General features: G+C 60.2%; 14 protein-coding genes. 3 read left to right on the forward strand and 11 right to left on the reverse strand.

All coding sequences use genetic code 11. The annotated features are described in order from the left end of the window. Positions 1-14: 14 nt before the first annotated feature. Both CFI11_RS05435 and CFI11_RS05440 read left to right on the forward strand, forming a co-directional pair. The gene (locus CFI11_RS05435) at positions 15-1154 is read left to right on the forward strand and encodes an alpha-D-ribose 1-methylphosphonate 5-triphosphate diphosphatase (RefSeq protein ID WP_130403823.1); all 1140 of its coding nucleotides are present in this window, start codon (positions 15-17) and stop codon (positions 1152-1154) included. A gap of 118 nt (positions 1155-1272) precedes the next feature. Further along, on the forward strand, positions 1273-1713 hold the full coding sequence (locus CFI11_RS05440; protein WP_130403825.1) for a response regulator: 441 nt from the start codon (positions 1273-1275) through the stop codon (positions 1711-1713). Here the strand turns inward: CFI11_RS05440 and CFI11_RS05445 are convergent. The 10 genes from CFI11_RS05445 to CFI11_RS05490 form a co-directional block, all read right to left on the reverse strand. Further along, entirely contained in the window at positions 1689-4238 is a 2550-nt protein-coding gene (locus CFI11_RS05445) for an HWE histidine kinase domain-containing protein (protein WP_130403827.1), read from the reverse strand. The genes CFI11_RS05440 and CFI11_RS05445 overlap by 25 nt on opposite strands. After that, positions 4228-4779, reverse strand: coding sequence for a hypothetical protein (locus tag CFI11_RS05450; protein ID WP_130403829.1), 552 nt, complete (start codon positions 4777-4779; stop codon positions 4228-4230). Before CFI11_RS05450 ends, CFI11_RS05445 begins: the two co-directional genes overlap by 11 nt. A 91-nt stretch (positions 4780-4870) precedes the next feature. Further along, the gene (locus tag CFI11_RS05455) at positions 4871-5347 is read right to left on the reverse strand and encodes a class I SAM-dependent methyltransferase (RefSeq protein ID WP_130403831.1); all 477 of its coding nucleotides are present in this window, start codon (positions 5345-5347) and stop codon (positions 4871-4873) included. Next, on the reverse strand, positions 5344-6114 hold the full coding sequence (locus CFI11_RS05460; RefSeq protein WP_130403833.1) for a polysaccharide deacetylase family protein: 771 nt from the start codon (positions 6112-6114) through the stop codon (positions 5344-5346). Before CFI11_RS05460 ends, CFI11_RS05455 begins: the two co-directional genes overlap by 4 nt. Further along, positions 6111-7250 carry a glycosyltransferase family protein gene (locus tag CFI11_RS05465; protein WP_130403835.1) on the reverse strand — a complete coding sequence of 380 codons (1140 nt, stop codon included), beginning with the start codon at positions 7248-7250 and terminating at the stop codon, positions 6111-6113. Before CFI11_RS05465 ends, CFI11_RS05460 begins: the two co-directional genes overlap by 4 nt. Continuing rightward, positions 7247-7834 carry a histidine phosphatase family protein gene (locus tag CFI11_RS05470; RefSeq protein ID WP_130403837.1) on the reverse strand — a complete coding sequence of 196 codons (588 nt, stop codon included), beginning with the start codon at positions 7832-7834 and terminating at the stop codon, positions 7247-7249. The genes CFI11_RS05465 and CFI11_RS05470 overlap by 4 nt, the downstream gene beginning before the upstream one ends. Further along, on the reverse strand, positions 7831-8907 hold the full coding sequence (locus CFI11_RS05475) for a glycosyltransferase family 4 protein (RefSeq protein WP_130403839.1): 1077 nt from the start codon (positions 8905-8907) through the stop codon (positions 7831-7833). Before CFI11_RS05475 ends, CFI11_RS05470 begins: the two co-directional genes overlap by 4 nt. Further along, positions 8904-10145: a glycosyltransferase family 4 protein gene (locus CFI11_RS05480; RefSeq protein WP_130403841.1), complete on the reverse strand. Its 1242-nt coding sequence runs from the start codon at positions 10143-10145 to the stop codon at positions 8904-8906. The genes CFI11_RS05475 and CFI11_RS05480 overlap by 4 nt, the downstream gene beginning before the upstream one ends. Beyond that, positions 10142-11359, reverse strand: a complete 1218-nt coding sequence (locus tag CFI11_RS05485) for a glycosyltransferase family protein (RefSeq protein WP_130403843.1) — start codon at positions 11357-11359, stop codon at positions 10142-10144. Before CFI11_RS05485 ends, CFI11_RS05480 begins: the two co-directional genes overlap by 4 nt. 30 nt (positions 11360-11389) lie before the next feature. Further along, positions 11390-12670, reverse strand: coding sequence for a nucleotide sugar dehydrogenase (locus tag CFI11_RS05490; RefSeq protein ID WP_130403845.1), 1281 nt, complete (start codon positions 12668-12670; stop codon positions 11390-11392). A gap of 265 nt (positions 12671-12935) precedes the next feature. Here CFI11_RS05490 and CFI11_RS05495 point away from each other — a divergent pair, with 265 nt between their 5' ends. Continuing rightward, positions 12936-15287: a mechanosensitive ion channel family protein gene (locus CFI11_RS05495; protein WP_130403847.1), complete on the forward strand. Its 2352-nt coding sequence runs from the start codon at positions 12936-12938 to the stop codon at positions 15285-15287. Positions 15288-15296: 9 nt separating this feature from the next. Here the strand turns inward: CFI11_RS05495 and CFI11_RS05500 are convergent, their stop codons facing one another. Continuing rightward, positions 15297-15737: a DUF2383 domain-containing protein gene (locus tag CFI11_RS05500; protein ID WP_130403849.1), complete on the reverse strand. Its 441-nt coding sequence runs from the start codon at positions 15735-15737 to the stop codon at positions 15297-15299. Positions 15738-15771 lie beyond the last annotated feature (34 nt).

The raw sequence follows: 15771 nt of genomic DNA on the forward strand, positions 1-15771 counted from the left end.
GAAGTGACGGTGACATGACAGAGACCCTGACCCTTGCCAATGCCCGGCTTGTCCTGCCAACGGAAATCCGGCTTGGCAGCCTGCAGATCCGGGACGGCGTGATCACTGAAATCGGTGACGGAGCGTCGGTGCCGACGGGCGCGATCGATTGTGAAGGTGATTTCGTGGCGCCTGGTCTTGTCGAATTGCACACCGACAATCTGGAGCGGCATATCGAGCCGCGCCCCAAGGTGAACTGGCCACATGCGGCGGCGATCATCGCGCATGATGCCGAACTGGCCGGAACCGGGATCACCACGGTCTTCGATGCGATGCGGGTCGGGTCCATCCCGCGCGGCAAGGGGCGCTATCTGAAATATGCGCGCGGTTTGGCCAGTGAGTTGTGGGAGCAGCGCGAGGCAGGGGCGCTGAAGATCAGCCATTTCCTGCATCTCCGGGCCGAGGTGTGTTCGGAAACCCTGCTGGAGGAGATGGCGGAATTTGGGCCTGACGATCGCGTCGGTATTGTCAGCCTGATGGACCACACGCCCGGTCAGCGACAGTTTCGAGATCTCTCGAAGCTCGAAGCCTATATGAAAGGCAAGCACGCGATGAGCGATGCGGCCTTTGTGGAGCATGTCGCGCATCTCAAGGAATTGCGGGGCCGGTTGGGGGATGCGCATGAGGCAGGCGCTGTGGCAGAGGCCCGTCGCTACGGCGCGGTGCTGGCGAGCCATGATGACACCACCGAAGACCAGGTGACGGTGTCGGCGCAACACGGGATCCACGTTGCCGAGTTCCCGACCACGGTCGAGGCTGCCCGCGCCTGCCATGCCAACGACATCGCCGTGATCATGGGGGCACCGAACCTTGTGCGCGGCGGATCGCATTCCGGGAATGTGGCCGCGCGAGAGCTGGCCGAGCTTGATCTTCTGGACATCCTGTCATCGGATTATGTGCCCGCCGCCCTCTTGCAGGGCGCCTGTCAGCTGGGGCGTCTTTGGGGGGATATGGCCCGTGGGCTTTCAACGGTCACGTCCGCTCCGGCCCGTGCGGCCCGGCTGGAGGATCGGGGCGCGATCCAACCGGGACTTCGCGGTGACGTAGTGCGGTTTCAGATGTTTGCAGATACGCCGGTCTTGCGTGGTGTGTGGTCTCAGGGGCGTCGCGTCTGACGTTGGTGCAGCGTACGCGGTCTTAAGTTGATGTTGGCGGATTGTGATATATACCGTGCCGGGTGATTGATCGCGGACGCGGTCACAGGTGCGACACCAATCAGGGACCTCAAGACGTATGGCGCGGATTTTGATCATGGAAGACGATCCGGCTCAGGCCTTTGACCTGGCCGACCTGCTTATGCTGGAGGGCCATGACGTCATCACCGTTCAGGATGGCGCATCGGCGAATGAAGAACTTGAAGGCGGGCGTTTTGACCTGCTGATCGCCGATCTGATCATACGGCGTGAGGGGCAGGCCATACCCGATGGCGGCATCCTCCTGATCGGCCGCCTACGCATGGCGGGCAAACTGCCCGAACTTGCCTGGATCGACGAGATGCCAATTTTAGCCGTCTCCGGCTCTGTTCATAACAAGGGAATGGGGCATGCCCTGAGCCTTGCCAACGATCTGGGCGCGGACGCAATCCTGTCCAAACCGTTTTCGAGCGAAAACCTTCTGGAGGCTGTAAACCTCTTGCTGACAGAAGGCCGTCAGCTCAAAAGGCGGGAAAGCTGAGCAAACAGGTCTTTCTTCTTCACGGGCTTTGTCAGGATCACAGCGTCCGGAAAATCCTCTTCGTTCATGGCCTTGCTGCCATAACCGGTGGAAAAGAGAAACGGGATTCCAAGCAATTTGAATTCATGCGCCAGTTCCGCGCTGGTTTCCGATCCGCCAAGATTGACGTCGAACAAACCGACGATCGGCGTCTCACTTGCAATGATGTCGCGTGCATCGTTGACGGAGCTCGCGATCTCGACATTCGAAAAGCCAAAGTCGGTGAGCATTGTGCTGATGTCGGAGGCAATAACAAAGCTATCCTCGACCACAAGGACCAACCCATCACTTGATATGTCGCGTGACATGTCCACCGGTTCGGACGGTCGATCAAGCGCGTCGATCGACCCGGTGTCGGCGCCACTGGTCATCAGAACCGACGGCAGCATGATATCCGCAACGACCCCATCGTGATGGAACGTCAGATGACTGGTGCCACCCAGCTCGAACGGGATAGCCCTTTCCAGAAGAGTAGAACCAAATCCCCGACGATTGGGCTTGTTGACGGGCGGGCCATCCTTTTCGATCCACGTCACCTGGATGCCTTTTTCGACCTCCTGGATCTCTATCTGCACAAAGCCATCCGCATTGGACAAAGCACCGTGCTTCGCGGCATTCGTGGCGAGTTCGTGAAAGATAAGCGCAACCAGCGGAGAAGCATCCGCCTCGAGCTTTATGTCGGGGCCGGTGATTGTCAGACGATCTGTTCGCGTCTGGACGTATGGTATCACCTCGGTCTGGATCAGCTCGGCGAGTGATACCGGCTTGGCGCCGGGGCCAGCGGCGGCATTGTGGGCGGAGGCAAGCGCGTTGATCCGCCCTTCAAGCTCCATCGAGTATTCGTCCAGACTGGTCGAGCTTTGACGCGCCTGTCGCGAAATGGACCGGATCTGGGCAAGGATGTTGCGAACGCGGTGGTTCAACTCGTCAATCATCAGCTCTTGCTGCTTTTGCAGCCGGGCCGTGGCGAGCATGGCGTTCCATTGGTTTGATTCCAGAAGGCTGCGCCCCAATCCCTTGACCAGTTGAATGTCCCGCAAGAGCCAAGGCATCGAATGATGCTGCACGCTTTCCATAAAGACCGAGAAAGAGCCACGCGGTGACAGCCGGCTCATACCGTCAACCACGTCTACCGTTTTTTGCGGGGCGCCTGCCCATCTGACGGTTCGGGTGCGGCTGTTGCGGAAGATGCAAAGCGCATTTTTGTTTCCCATGGAAAAGCACAACACACCTGCCGCCTCATCCAACCCGTCGCTTTCGGTTTGCAGCGTTTCGTTGATGCAGTCGGTGTAAAACAGGCCGTCCGGGGCCGTGGCGCTCATCCCGATGATCTGATCGACGATCGATGCATCGGGGCAGCGCCCGTGACGAAAGTGCTCCGGGTCGGTTATCAAGGCGATGCCGTCCGCCTCAAAAGCCTCCAGCAGACCAGATGCGAAACGCTGGAACGTGTCTTCAAGGGAATTGCGGTCCACCAGCTCCTTTTGCACCTTGTCCCGCATGTCGTTCACGACTTCGCTGATCTGGAACTGCGTTTTCTGAAGCGAGATTTGCAGCTTGTTCTGCAGGATCGGAACGAACGCTTCGCAAAGCTGCCGAATGCGCAGTTGAGGGATCCGGGGACGTTGGTGATGAAACGAAATCATGCCCCAAAGGCTGCCCTCTATCACGATGGACATCGTCATCGTGGCCTGGCTTCCCATATTTCGAAGGTATTGCAGATGGATCGGTGACGTCCCCCGGAAATGGGACGGTGTTAGGTCAAGCTCAGGCAAAGTCGCTGTGGCCTTGATCAGCGCGATGGGTTCCTGTGCGCTGTCGGAGATAAAGCGCAGCGGCACTTTCGCCATGATCGCCCGCGCCTGGGCGGGAATGTCCCAATGCGGGAAGTTCAGGCCAACGAAGGGATCCAGGTTAGCACGGCGCGCTTCGGCCAGAACTTCGCCGTTGAAGTCGTGGTCGAACCGGTAGGCCATCACGCGATCATATCCGGTAATGGTCCTGAGAAGTTTGACCGTCCGGTTCAGCAGGTCGATCTCGTCCGCCTGTGTGTCCACGCGCAGCGTCAGTTGCGTCAGATCGGTCAGCACATTCGCATCGAGGGCCTTGATGTCGCCGACCTCTTCCAATTCGAGAACCCAGATGTCTCCCGAGGCAAAACCGTGGGTGGCATAGGCAGCCCCTTCCACCCCGATCACGCCGGCCTGTACGCGACCTGACCGGAATGCAGGATGAGAGGCCGCATTTTTTATGTCGTGCCAGCCTTCGGCCCCGAAGAGCTCACGCAAATCGGCCGAAAGAAGTTCGGAGCCTGTCATGCGAAGGGCCTCTGGTGCATTCTCGCTGTAATAGAGCACGCGTCGCGTGTCGGGGTCGAAGGCGATGAGGGCGCCGACCGGCTGGATGCAGCCGGGGATGTGAACCGGCTCGCTTTCGCAAACGGCAAGCGCCTCTTGCATGGCATCCGACATCAGTTCATTTGTCATCGGTCTTTTCGATCATCATGGTCTGAAGTCTTTCGAACAGGTGAATTGCGGCGGCTTTGGTCCGGGCCAAGTCAATCGTGGCGGCATCAAGGGCGTCGAAGAACCGCCTTAATCCACCCGATCTGGCGAAGTCCCGTTGATACTCAAGATAGGCCTGCGGCCATTCCGGTTTCATACTCTCTGAATTCAGGATTGTTTTTGCCCCGGCGGTCGAACCAATCAAGACGTAAGAGACGCCCCAGGCTTCGGCTTCTGACAACGGCCGTTTGCCCGCCGACCGGGATGTCGGACCCAGATCCTGGTCGAGGCATCTCAGTGCGGCATATTCATGATCGGCAGCTTGCCGGTCGGCCCGGCCCAGTGCCGCGCGCAGCCCGACCTCAAGGTGGGCGGAACGAAGCGCTTCGAGCAGGCGAACGTAGTGGGCCTTGCCCGAAAACCCGCCTGCCGGCCATACTTCTGCTTCAAGCTGGATATGCGGGCATCGGGTGCTCACCTGAAGCTGTTCGCGGTTTTTCAATGATCGCGTCAGATCCAGCACCTGATCCTTCCTGCATTCTGCTTCCGGTTGCGCCTTAGCTATGCCTAAAGACGCACATGTCGAATGATTAAGCAATGTTTCCGCCGGATCATCAGCTGCGATAAAAGAGGTAACGGTCAGGTGCGATCTCGCTTGGGCCTGAAAGCTCTTCAAAGCCGATGAGGGGCTGGCCGGAGACGATCAGACCGTCGGGTTTCATCACCGCCGCGATAAGGGGGCTCAGCCGGGCGGCTTCGGCGACGTCCTTCTCCTTCACTCCGAACCCGAAATCATAGTGTGCCAAAACGATGCCGGCACTGCGCGTGGCGAGTTCTTCAAGCATCGCTTCGGCTTCTCCTTGTAGGAGATCATCTTCCGGCGGCACGCAGGAGGGGTGGCATTGCAAAACCCGGTCGATCACCCAGATCCGGCGCTGAGGAAGGACTTCACGGAGGTGATCATAAGTGCGGCCATTTCCGAGACCGAGATCAAGGACATCTCCGGGTTTGTCGGCCACGGAATGGGCGGCCCAATTCAACCCATCCCGCTGTGCGGCAAGGCGGCGCAGCATGCTGTCGAGACGGCTCATGGCAAGGTATCCTTTCCTGGCGCGGGGTGAGTCCAGATCTCGGTCGGCCCGGCCCGCAATTCTTCGATCAGCTGTTTCATGAAGACCCAGACATCGGTGTCGTGAACAAGGTGATGGGTCAAAAGACCCAGGGGTTCGCTGGCATCGGTGATGCCCCGGCGACGATCTTCGAGCAGCTTGACGAGATGCGCGATCAGACGGTCGGGTTCGATCAGCCCCCGCGTGCCTTTCCAGTCGATCGGGTCAAGATGCGTATTGATCTGTACCAGTCCCGGCGCCGCTTTGCGCGCCTTGCGGGGCAGGTAGGTAGAGACGCTTTGATATCCCGCCTTCGCAAGATGAAGGGGAAGATCGTCTGCGATTCGGTTCCAAGGCGGCACGAACATGTGGCGCAGCCGATCTTTGAAGAGTTCAGACAGGCGCGCGCGCCCCTGATCAGCCTCCGTCGCCATCTGTGCGATGGGGCGATGCGCGCCGAACTCAGCCTTCTTCTCGCCTGACGGAGCATGTGAGACATGCGCCCATCCGTGGACGACCGGTATGACCTGTGGGGTTGCTGCAACCTTCCGGCCCAGATCAGCCTGCGCGTGGTGGGGGATGACGGCAAGATGCACGGGAAGGCCGGTCTGCGTGCTCAACCGCGCCAATTCATCAAGTGCGGGTGTGGCGGCCACCGCGTCATCGTCGCGCCACCAAATTGGCAAACGAAGTCCGTCCTCACGCCACTTGTCGAGTTCTTGCCGAAGGGGGCGCCAGATGGCCGTCACGGAGCGGTCCTCGCATGTTCTTTCGCGATCCGGACCGTTTCGGATGCGCCGGACATCCGCAGTTTCGATGGCTCTCTGCGTGGTTCCGCGCACAGCTTCGAGACAGCGTCGGCAAGACCCGCGGCTGTCATCTCGGCGGCGCGCATCACCGAAATCGCGGGCAGGGATGAAAGGCTTTGTGCGCGAAGACCCTGTTCCACCTCCTTGCCATCGTCAAAGGGCACGAAAAGGGCCGGGATCCCCGTTTGCAGAACGTCAAGTGCCGTGTTGTACCCGCAGAGGCTGACGGAGCAGGCCGCATGACGCAGCATTTGACGGAAATCCGATCGTGCCGGCTCCACGATGAGATTTGCGGGCGCGCCGGCTTTGAGCGCGGTCACAACGCTCGCAGGTTCTGAACCGCCCACCAAAAGCCGCCATGTCCGGTCGGGCAGATCAGACGCAGCCCGGGCCGCGGTTTCAAAAAGATGATTGCCGACCGGACCGCCACCGGCGCTGACAATGATGTCGTCCGCGCCTAGCTGCCGGGGATGGGCTTCTGGCGGCTCCGGAGCGACATAGCCGGTATATCTGAGATAAGGGGAAAGACGATCCGAGACGGGCCAACTTGCCTCAAGCGGGGTCGCATCTGGATCGGAGTGGACCAGGACCCCGTCATAGTACCGGGTGACGATGTCATCCGTGCGCTCTGCCTTGGCAGGTTTCGAGGGGGGCGCCAGGATATCGCGGATCGAGCAATAGATGCGCGGCCGGGGCTGCATGTCGTGCGCGCGCTCCAGAAGGGCCAGAAACTCGTCGTTCAGGCTGCGCCGGCCAAAAGGGAAAAGCTCTGTGATCAGAATATCCGGCTTGGCCTGAACCATCGCGTTGCAGAGCGTTGCGGTGCGATTGGCAAGGTAAGCGGACGATGCCGGACTGCCGTCCGCTGTCAGCAGCCGAGAAAAGTCGGTGCCATCGGATTTCAGAGGTGGCAACTGAATGCGGGAGATGCCGGGCATTTCGGGCAACGCCAGGGCAAGGCCCCCGGATGCGATGCAGACGCTGTCGCCCCTGGCGGCAAAGGCGCGCGCCAGCATGTCGGCGCGGCGCAGGTGCCCGGTTCCCAAAAGATGCGTGACAGCGATGAAAACCTTCATAAGGCATCCTGAGAAACAAGGCGGATGGGCGCATCGGTCTCGGCGCCAAGCGACGACCCAAGCGTGATCACATATAAGCGGTTCCGCTTGATACGGAACGGTGCCGGACCCGAAAAATCCCAGCCATGCGCCATTGCAAGCAGAACCCGCATTACGCCAATATGCGTAACGGCAACCGTGTCCCGTTTCAGCGTTGCAAGCCAGGGCGAAAGGCGCGCCCTGATCTCGTCAGGGCTTTCCCCGCCCGGTGGACGATAGCTCCAGCCCCAATGCTCGATCGGCAGGTATCCCGAACCGGGTCTGTCGGCCAGTTCTGCTCCGTATTGCCCCTCCCAATCACCCCAGTTCATCTCGATCAGGGCGGGCTCTGTCGTTGCTTCCCGTTTGGCCACCAGGCGCGCGGTTTCTGTTGCGCGGCCAAGCGGACTGGCCACAAGATCGGCCTCCTCCCAAGGGGAGGGCAGGCCGAGATTGCCAAGGCTCACGCGGGCATCCTGATCGAGCGGGACGTCGCTGCGCCCCTGTATCCGACCGGCCCGGTTCCAGGCGGTATGGCCATGTCGAAGCAATGCAAGGCGGATCACGGCGCATTCTCCGCAAGTGGGCGCAAGGCGTCCGAAAGACGTTTCGCTGCCGACGCCAGAAGATGGTCGGCCGCGACCTTGGCGCGGGCTGCGTGCCCCTCTGCCGCGCGCAAATGGGGATTTGTCATCAGGCTCTCTATCCGTGCTGCCAGCGCGCGTGGACCGTCCTCGACGGTCGGTTGCGCGGCTTCGGCCAGCACGTCGATCACGCCCGGGCGGTTTTGCGCGACGACCGGCAAGCCAGCGGCTTGCGCCTCAAGATAGACCATTCCGAAGGCTTCGTTCACGCCCGGCCAGAAAAAGAGCGCCGCATCGCGGTAGGCTGACTGCAGCGCGTCCGGGGACAACTCTCCCAGAAATCTGACCCTTTCGGATGTCTCCTCAAAAAGCGCCTCGACGCTGGAACGGTTCGGACCGTCGCCTGCGATATCGAGCTTCCAGCCGGGTGTGCGCAGAAGGGGGAGCGTTTCGGCAATCAGGCGGTAGCTTTCCTGCTTGTCCCCTGCGCGCATCATTCCGGCGCTCAGAACGATGCTGTGTTTCTCGGGCCGGGCGGCTTCGGGCAGGGCGAGCCTTGGCAGGAAAGGGGGCAGGTGGATCAGACGCTGATGGGCGGGCCGGTATGCCTCCAGTGTTTCCTTGTCCTGAGCGGTCAGATAGAAAATCACGTCGGCCACATCGCAGGCCTTCTCCGCCGCTTCGGCAAATCGTGCCCAGCGGCCTGACAAACGCTTTCGCGCGCGCGTGGCCTCGATCTGGACATAGGGTTTGCCCTGTGCCCGGCTGAGCGTGGGTCCAAGAAGATCGGGCGCCTTGTAGTAGCTATGATAGGTCAGCCAGATGTCGAATTCTGCCGCTGACACGGCTTCGATCTCCGCCTTTGCCTGACGGAGTATCTGCTGCTGGCGTGAGGCATCTCCCTTGCCGTCACGGCTTTTGAACCTTGAGATCAGCGACACTTCGAACCCTGCATGTTCCAGTGCTTTGATCAATCCTCGCGCCATTTGGCGATCTCCCGACGGGACGGGATCGTCCGGCGCCTTCATGGGCGCATAGAACGCGATGCGGGTCATGCGCCTGACAGCATCTCGCTCAGACGGCGGGACAGCCGCTGGATCCCCGGTTCCATCTGAAAATCGGCGCGCAGCCGATGATAGGAGGCGTCGGCCATTTGCGCGGCGCGGTCGGGGTTTTCCGACAACGCGACGATGGCTTCGGCAAGGGTCTGCGGGTCGTCGCCCACCAAGGTGCCTTCGACACCGTCGGTGATGAATTCCGGAATGGCCGACACCGGGGTGGACAGGATCGGCAGGCGCTGGGACGCGGCTTCCATCAGCACATTTGGCAAACCGTCCCGATCCCCGTCCTCGGCCACGCGACTGGGCAGCACAAAAAGGTCGGCATGGCGCATCGCCTCGATCACCTCGGGCTGATCGCAGGCGCCGCGCCACGTAATGCGGGCGGAGATCCCGGCGGCATCGGCCTGCGCCGCAAGCGTCGTCTTCAGATCGCCGCCCCCGATATGGGTCCAGTGCCAATCGACGGTTTCGGGAAGCCGGGCAAAAGCGGCGAGCAGACGGTCAAAGCCTTTCTTTTCGACCAGACGTCCGACGGAGAGCATCGAAAACCGCCCCTGTGGGCTGCGCAAGATACGCGCGGGCGGAGGCGGAAAGCGGGCAAGATCCAGACCATGATAGACCAGATCAATCCGGTCGGGTGCCGCGGCCATATCCTTGAGGTGCTGGGCGCCGAACCCGGTGCATGTGGCACCAAAGGCCGCACCGGCCCGTGCCGGATCAAGCTTTTCCTGGATCTCCCAATCAGGGGAGGTCCAGATATCCTTTGCGTGGGCCGAAAAGCTCCAGGGCAGGCCGCGCATCACGGCTGCATATCGCGTGACCGATGCGGGCGTATGCAGGAAATGCGCATAAAGTCCTTGTGTTGCCTGCGGCAGTTCGGCGGCCATCACGCATGCTTGTCCAAAGCGGCGGATACGATTGTGCGACCGGTCACGCGCAAGATCCGACCGCCACAGGTCGTAGGCTTCGCGATATCCCGGCAGGCCGCGTGCGATCTCCCGGCACCGGGCGACGCGATCCGGTGCGTCGTGCAGATATTCGGGCAGATACCGCACCCTGGCTTTCAGCCTGTCATGCAGCGGATGGGTTTTCTGGTCCGTGGGATGTCTCAGCGACCAGATATCGAAACGATGGCCGCCTTCCTCCAGCGCGACGAGTTCCTGCGCGATGAAGGTTTCGGACAATCTGGGCCATCCCTTTACGACGACGGCGAGTGTAGGATTTTCAGTCATTCGGCTGCGCAGCGCCTTTCGGGGTTCAGCAGATGCGCAACCCGGCGTGTCACATAGTCCAGCCCATCAAGCACGCCGTCGGACATCGCGGCGGATGGTGGCGATTGCTCCGGCAAGGACCGGATGGCGCGGATCATGGCCTCGGTCGTCATGCCGTCGCGCTTTTCATCCAGCATGCGCACAAGGCCCAGATCCTCCGCACGGCTGGCGCGGATATATTGTTCAAGACGCGGCACCGTGCGGGGCACGATAACGGCAGGTTTGTCGAAGGACAAAACCTCGCAAAAAGTGTTGTAGCCGCCCATACAGATGACGCCCTGGGCGCCGGCGAACAGGGTTTCGATCTCGGATTCGAAGCCCACCGCACTCACACGACCATTCAGCCGCGCAACGCGGGCTTCAAAATCCTCCCGCGTGTCACCGGAAAGGAACGGACCATAGACCAGCTTGGCATCCGGTGTCAGATCGGGATCACGTTCGTAGGCCGAAAGGACGAGGTTCACGAGCGCCTTCCCATCCCCTCCGCCGCCCGGCGTGATCAGGATGTAGGGCGGCGCCTCCGCCGGATCAGGCTCTTCCTGCACCGTGCGGCGGAGATAGCCGGTCCAGTGCATTCTGGCCCTGACGGCATCGCTCAGCGGCAATCCTTCGGTCGGGTCATAGATCGAGCGCAGTCCGTAAACCCAGATTTCATCATAGAAGGTTTCCGCCGCGGTCAGTGCGCCCTTGCGGTCCCATTCCGCCGACAGCACTTCGGGTTCATCCAGAACGTCCCGCAGGCCCAGCACGATCTTGGTGCTGCCAGCCGTTCGCAACGTCTCAAGCGCAGGCAGCAACTCGCCGCGAAAGCCCGTGGGTTCCTTATCGACGACCAGCAGATCTGGTTCGTATTGCTCGATCGCGGACTGGATCAGCCCCGAGCGCAGAGCGGTCGTGCTGTCGATGTCCATCCCCAGCGTTTGCGAGACGTAGGTTCCGTCCCGGCGTTTGGTCACGCCGGGCAGGCGAATATGATCGACCCGCTGGGGAAAGGCAAAGCGGCCAGCCACCGGAGACCCGGTCAGAATCAGCGCAGAGGCCGTCGGATCCGCACGCGTGATCGCCGTCGCAAGCGTCTTGGAGCGACGCAAATGGCCCAGCCCGAACGTGTCGTGACTGTACAACATGACCCGCGCGGGCAGGTGTGGTGAGGACGATGCGGAGGCCTGAACCATGGTCTTGCCTTTGTCTTGTGCCAGGTCGGACTAAAGCCTCAGGTCGGCGCCTGATTTGCCGAATATCCCCTTGATGTCATAAAGAACGGCCCCCGTTTTGCCCAGCCTGCGGATGGCATCGCTTCCCATTGTGACGAATTGGTGATGAGCAACGGCCACAATAACGGCATCATAGGCCCCTTCTTGGGGGCTTTCGACGACGTTCACCCCGTGCTCTTCGCCCACTTTGGCCGCATCGACCCACGGATCATAAAGGTCCGCGGACACCGAATAGGATGCAAGCTCTTCAAAGATATCGGCTACGCGGGTGTTGCGTGTATCGGCGCAGTTTTCCTTGAAGGTGAACCCCATGATCAAAACGCGGGCTTGGGAAAGATCCATTTTCCGGGCCAGCATTTCCTTGATCAGCGTCTGGGTGACATGCTTGCCCATTTGATCGTTGATGCGGCGACCGGCCAGGATCACCTCCGGGTGATAGCCAAGCTGCTCCGCGCGGTAGGTCAGATAATAGGGATCGACGCCAATGCAGTGCCCCCCGACCAATCCCGGCTTAAAGGGTAGAAAGTTCCATTTCGTCCCAGCGGCTTCCAGCACTTCCAGGGTGTCGAGGCCGAGACGCGAGAAGATCAGCGAAAACTCGTTCACAAGAGCGATGTTGAGATCCCTTTGCGTGTTCTCGATCACCTTGGCTGCCTCAGCCGTCATGATAGAACTGGCACGGTGCAGCCCGGACTTCACGACGGGGGTATAAAGCGCCTCGACCCGGTCAAGGGTTTCGTCGTCCTGGGCCGAGATGATCTTGACGACATTCTCCATCGAATGTTCGGCATCGCCGGGGTTCACGCGTTCGGGTGAATAGGCAAGCTTTATCTGCTCACGCAGTTTCAGCCCGCTTCCGTCTGCCAGCGCTGGGCCGCAGATCTCCTCGGTCACGCCGGGGTAGACGGTGGATTCAACAACCACCAATGCGCCTTCGGTCAGATGCGGGGCAATCATCGCGCAAGCCGACAGAAGCGGAGACAGGTCGGGCTTGCGGGCGTCCGTGATTGGCGTCGGAACGGCAATGATGAAGACGGTGCAGCCCGCAAGGTCCTGCGAAGAGGTGCTGAACCGGGCGTTTGTCGCCTTCAGCGAGGTCTCGGACACTTCTCCATTGCGGTCCTGCCCTGCCGTCAGACCGGAGACCAGATCTGTATCGGTGTCAAAACCAAGCGTGTCGAAACCCGCGCGTGCCAGGGCCAGCGCAAGCGGCAAGCCGACATATCCCAGACCCAGAACGGCGATCTGTTCTTTCGCCAAATCCCTTGCCATTTCGCCACCCCATGCGCGTTTCGATGGCGAGGGTGCATCGTGCGACCCCTCTCGTCCGAACTTGCCTTCGGACCTCATCAATCTCCACGCCTAGGTATTCAAAACCGTCTGGAATGCAATCGCACATTCCGGAATGTGCCATTTCGGCCACCTTATCGGACATGTTGTGAGCCTTCGTGATCGACGGAGATGGCCTTTTCGGGCTTTAATCTTGCAGACATGCAACGACGCGCTGGCTTTTTTGCGTGAGGACGAGGTTTCGATAATGCGTTTGTTTCTTGCGGCTCTCTTTACCTTGATCGTCGGCCTGTCCGGAGGCCTCCCGGCGCAAGCGCAAAGCCTCTTGGGCCTTGGGACCTCGTCGGGGGAGACAGCGGAAACGCCCCCTGAAAACGATCTGGCAGAGACGCTGCGCGAAGCCGCCGAAGCCGGGCTGAGTGTTATCGTGGTCGATGGCAACGGAACCCTCCTTTCGGCGCCGCCGCCCGAGGTCGAGCCGGAAGAGGCGCCCGGCATGGGCATGGAGGGCGCGTCTGAGCTGATGAAAGTCCAGGCACGGACGCAGGCCTTTCGCGAGACGCTAGAGGAACGGCTGGCTGCCTTCCCGGATTCTGTGGACGAGGTCGCCTACATCCTCAGAGCGACAAGCCCCGACGGTCGGATCATGACCTATGTCGAGGCGCTGTTCTGGAGCGTTATCCTGTTCGCCGTGGGGCGGGTGGTCACTGTCGAGATTTACGGCAAACGCTTTGCCCGCCGGTTTGTGGTCGCGCGGATCCTTGAAAACCCGCAGGGTTATCGCGAGAAGATGCCCTTTCTCGTCTTCCGCTTTATCATGGGGATCGGGGGCACGTTGGTCACCATGCTCGTGGCCTATGTCCTAGGATCGCTCATCTTTGGGCCGGTCGAGGATCTTTCGCTTCAATTCACGATCACCGCGATCTACGTGACGTTTTTTCTTGCGCGGACGGTCGGGGATCTCTGGCGCATGGTTCTGTCGCCGTTTCTCAGTCAATACCGGATCCCGAAGTTTTCGGACCGGGATGCCAAGCGCCTGTATCATTTCCTGTTCTGGACAGCCGCCCTGGATATCTCGGTCATCATGTTCAGCACCTGGCTGGCCGATTTCGGGCTGAACTATAACGTCTATGCGATCGTCTACGGCGCGCTTTCGCTGGTGGTGCTCTTTGCCGAGATCCTGATGGTGCTGTTCAACAAGGCGGCCATCTCGAACGCGATCCGCAACGGGCGCCCCGCGGACGAGGTGCCCTGGCTGACGCGTTATCTGTCCTATCTCTGGGCCCCGGTGGTCATCGGCTATTTCATCTTCGGATGGTTCGAACTGGCCTTCGACCTGGTGTTGGAGCAAGACACCTCCATCCCGCTGATTGCTGGCGCTTATGGCGTGCTTCTGTCGATCATCGTGGTCTACGGCGTGATCAATTATCTCATCGAAAGCTACTTCGAACGGTCGCGCAGGCTGCAAGCCTTGAACGAGGCCGGCGGGGATGCGGATACGGATGAGGCTGCCGAGGAGCAGATCCTACCGCAAGAACAGCACCGAATGACGACCTATCAGCAATTGGCCCATCGCGTTTCGGGTATCCTTGCCTTTGTGGCGGGCAGCTATGCGTTGATCCGCATCTGGGACAGCGACAACGACATTCTGATGGATTCCGCTGTCGACCGGGCGCTTGACGTCGTCTTTATCATGTTCATCGGATACATCGTCTACCACGTCTTCCGCATCTGGATCGACAGCAAGATCGCGGAAGAAACCAGCGACATGCCCGAGGCGGAATTGGGCGACGAAGGCGGTGGCGCATCAAGTGCCAGCCGGCTTGCCACGCTCCTGCCGCTTTTCCGCAACTTCATCCTGGCGGTCGTTGTGGTGTCGATCATTCTGGTTGCGCTGCTTGAGCTGGGGATCAACGTCAGCCCGCTTTTCGCCGGGGCCGGTGTTGTCGGCCTTGCCGTGGGCTTTGGGGCGCAGACCCTTGTGAGGGATATCTTTTCCGGGGCCTTTTTCCTGCTCGACGATGCATTCCGCAAAGGGGAATATATCGACATCGGTGACGTGAAAGGGACGGTCGAGAAAATCTCGGTCCGCTCCTTTCAGCTTCGCCATCATCTGGGCGCTCTGCACACGATCCCGTTTGGCGAAATTCAAGTGCTGACCAATTACTCACGAGACTGGGTGATGATGAAGCTGCCGTTGCGCGTGACCTACGACACCGACGTCGAGAAGGTGCGCAAGCTGATCAAGAAGCTGGGGCAGGACTTGCTCAGCGACCCGGTGATCGGAGATACATTCATTCAGCCGCTCAAATCGCAAGGCGTGATCGAGATGCAGGACAGCGCGATGATCATTCGGGTGAAGTTCATGACCAAGCCCGGTGATCAATGGCTTGTCCGCAAGAAGGTCTTCCAGGAAATCCGGGATCTTTTTGAAAAGGAAGGCATCAAATTCGCGCATCGCGAGGTGACGGTCAGGCTGGCCGATGAGCCGAATGGCCCGATGACGCCAAAGCAAAAAGAGGCTGTGACCGGCGCCGTTCAGGCAGCGATGGACGAGGATCTTTTGGACGTCCACGAAGGGTCGGGAGACGACAGGTAATCCGAGCCGTCACTCCGATCCCTTCGAGTGCTTGAGAAGCTGTGCCAGATCATGCCGCATCGCGCAGATGGCATGGCATTGCGGAAATCCCATCATCTCCTCAAGCGCCTCGTCAAAGCTTTTGAGAACTTCGACTTCGCTTTCATACATCCGCTCCAAAGCGTCTGCATCCACGTCTCCGACAAGGGCTTGCAACGAAATCATGGTGTCGTTGACGGTAGGCATCAAAGACCCGTTCAGGTCTGGTGTGACGCCGAACCCTCGCAGCATACCAGACAATTCCGCCACATGGTTCTCATGCAGTCCGCGCAAACTTTGTGCGACGGCGCGTATTTCCGGCTCGGCCTCGTCCACGATGATCGAATATCCCGACAATGCATCGCGGCTGCGCGTGACGATAGTCTGAAGTTTTATCAGTGCTTCGTGGCTCGGGATCGTATCGACGTCCATTCCGCTCTCCTTCGCGTTCCTCTTTTCGGTAAAC

The organism is Thalassococcus sp. S3 (assembly GCF_004216475.1).
Lineage (GTDB): Bacteria > Pseudomonadota > Alphaproteobacteria > Rhodobacterales > Rhodobacteraceae.